At 50.7% G+C, this 3,127-nt stretch carries 2 protein-coding genes; both read left to right on the top strand.

Translation table 11 applies throughout. The features are described from left to right. A partial coding sequence (locus WBV75_RS11775; RefSeq protein ID WP_424120787.1) for an efflux RND transporter permease subunit occupies positions 1-2,105 on the top strand: 2,105 nt, incomplete at its 5' end. After that, positions 2,102-3,127, top strand: a 1,026-nt coding sequence (locus WBV75_RS11770; protein ID WP_424120786.1) for a TolC family protein, incomplete at its 3' end; no start/stop codon positions are given. The genes WBV75_RS11775 and WBV75_RS11770, both read left to right, overlap by 4 nt.

Genomic DNA, 3,127 nt, shown 5'->3' with positions numbered 1-3,127 from the left:
TCATCCTTGTGGTCTTTATTTTTATTCAGGACTGGCGGGCGACCCTCATACCTACCCTGGCCATACCCGTCTCCCTGATCGGGGCTTTTATATTTTTCCCGGCCCTGGGGTTCACTATAAATGTCCTCTCCTTATTGGGTCTTGTTTTAGCCATTGGTATTGTTGTGGATGATGCCATTGTGGTGGTCGAGGCGGTACAGGTGAATATCGCTAAAGGGATGACTGCCAAGGAAGCGACCATGGAAGCCATGAAAAAGGTTACCGGACCTATTCTGGCCACTACCCTGGTGCTGGTAGCCGTATTTATTCCGGTAGCAGGAATGGCGGGAATTACTGGGATTTTATACAAACAATTCGCGATTACCATAGTAGTCAGCGTGCTCGTATCTTCCGTTAACGCCCTTACCCTGAGCCCGGCACTGTGCGCCCTTCTCCTTAAAGAACCCAAGCCCTATAAGGGGTTACTCGGGAAGTTCTTTGCAGGTTTTAACGGATGGATTGGCAGAACCACAGACGGCTATATGTCTTTTACGGAGGTGATTGCCGGAAAATTAAAAAGGGGGGTGATCTTTATACTCATCCTGACAGTTGGCGCAGGCGTATTCGGTGTTTTGGTCCCCGGTGGGTTTATCCCAGAGGAAGATATGGGGTATTTTTATGTCAACATCCAATTGCCCAATGCGGCTTCCCTCCAAAGATCCGACAAGGTAAGTGCGGAGATCGAGGAGCGCCTGTTACAGTATCCCGAAGTGGAATATGTAACCAATGCCGCCGGGTTCAGCCTGCTTTCCGGGGCCAATGCTACCAATAATGGTTTTATGTTCGTTACCCTAAAAGACTGGGGAGCGCGAGAGGCCACCGTTAAGGAAGTTATCAATCGGGTGAATTATGAACTGGCCACTTCTATTGACGGGGCCCAGGCTTTTGCCTTCGGGCCTCCGGCCATTCCCGGGCTTGGAAATGGATCTGGCTTTAGCATCATGGTGCAGGATAAGGGGGGGAATACCCCGGAATACCTTTCGAAGAATGCCGGTGCCTTTATAGCAGCTGCCAACCAGCGGCCTGAGATAGGTGCCGCTTTTACCACCTTCCAGAGCAATGTTCCCCAGCGTTATATGGACATCGACAAAGAAAAAGCCTTAAAACTCGGGCTTTCCCTCAACGACCTGTACACGACTATCGGAGCTTTTATGGGCGGGTCATATGTAAATGATTTTACGCGATTTGGGCGGCTGTACAAAACCTATATCCAGGCGGAAAGCCAATACCGCGTGGACGAATCCCAGATCGAGAATTTCTTTATAAAAAACGATACAGGAGACATGGTCCCCCTTTCCACGGTGGCAACCATACGCCCCGTAAGTGGTCCGGAATACACTACCCGATTCAACCTGTTTCGGTCTGTCGAAGTTACCGGCGCACCCGCACCGGGCTATACTTCTACCGAAGCTATGGCGGCCCTGAAAGAGGTAGCCGCAGAAACCCTGCCGGAGGACATGACTACTTCCTGGAATGCGATGTCATTTCAGGAAGATAAAGCCTCGGGATCCCTGGGCGTTATTCTGGCTTTTTCCCTCCTGTTTGTATTCCTAATACTCGCAGCTCAATACGAAAGCTGGACGTTGCCCTTTGCGATTTTACTGGGAACGCCCTTCGCGATATTCGGAGCCTTGTTTTTCCTTTGGGTTGCCCGCCAATTCAGCGTGAGCTTTGAAAATAATATTTTCGCTCAGGTATCTTTTGTGATGCTCATTGGAATGGCCGCCAAAAATGCAATCCTTATCGTGGAATTTGCCAATGAAGAATTTAAAAGTGGCTCCTCCCTTTACGATGCCGCCATCGCGGCAGCCAAATCCAGGTTCCGACCTATTCTGATGACCGCCTTTTCTTTTATCCTCGGCGTTTTCCCGCTGGTCGTGGCCTCGGGAACCGGGGCGGAAGCCCGAAAAGTGATGGGTATGGCTTTATTGGGGGGGATGTCCATCGCTACTTTACTCGGCGTTTTCTTTTACCCTATGCTTTTCGTGCTCATCGGAAAGCTGGCAGGGTATGAAAAGAAAAGGGACCTTAATGGGATTTCGTTAGAAACAGCAGAAAAGGAATGAAAAAAATACTGCTCATACTATGTGTTGCCATCGGTTTGCACAGCTGCAAAATCGGGAAGAATTACCAGGGAGTGGAATTAAACCAACCCGATTCCTATGCCCAGGCGGATACGTTGAGGGTCGTTGAATACGACAGTATTAACACCGATTCCCTGGAATTGAACACAGCTGACCTTAAATGGTGGAACCTCTATGACGACCCGGTCCTGGACAGCCTGATCCGCACCGCTTTGGAAAACAACCGGAACGTGCTTATCGCGGCTGAAAATGTATTGCAGGGACGGCTTGCGCTTAAGAATCAAAACGCTGAAATGCTGCCCAAATTCGATGTTAACGGGCAGGTGCAACGCGGAAATTTTTTACTCAACCAGGTGGGCTCGACCCAAAACCTGGTCCTTGGGGCGGCCACGGCCAATTGGGAACTGGACCTTTGGGGAAAGCTCAGACGCCTTTCAGAAGCCGCCCGGGCAGACCTTGTCTCCTCGGAATACGGGTACAGGGGGGTGATGATTTCGTTGATCAGTGAGGTGGCAACGACCTACTTTTCACTGCTCAGGGCCAAATCACAATACGAAATTTCGATACGCAATGCAACGTCTCGGGATAGTATGCTCCAACTAATCCAGGCGCGCTACGACAAGGGAATCGTTCCCGTCCTCGACGTTAACCAGGCGACCATTCAGTACACCATTGCGGCCGGGTCGGTACCGCAATACGAACTTCAGATCGTACAACTTCAAAATACGCTCAGTATCCTGTTGGGTAAAAACCCTGGGGATGTGCGGACGGGCAAGCCCCTTAATGCCCAAAATTACAACATCGACTTACCTGTGGCCCGCCCGGTGGACCTATTAGCGAGAAGGCCCGATGTACTTGTCGCGGAATACCAGGTGATCGCTCAGAATGCACTTGTGGGAGCTGCCAAAGGCAATCGGCTGCCTTCCCTGAGCGCATCTGCCCTGATCGGAATCACAGCGGATAGTTTTGGCAATCTGAGTTTTAACAATCCCCTCTGGACGCTT

It is taken from the genome of Robiginitalea sp., assembly GCF_049588695.1.
Taxonomy (GTDB): Bacteria; Bacteroidota; Bacteroidia; order Flavobacteriales; family Flavobacteriaceae; genus Robiginitalea.
This window is presented reverse-complemented; position numbering and strand designations above follow the sequence as displayed.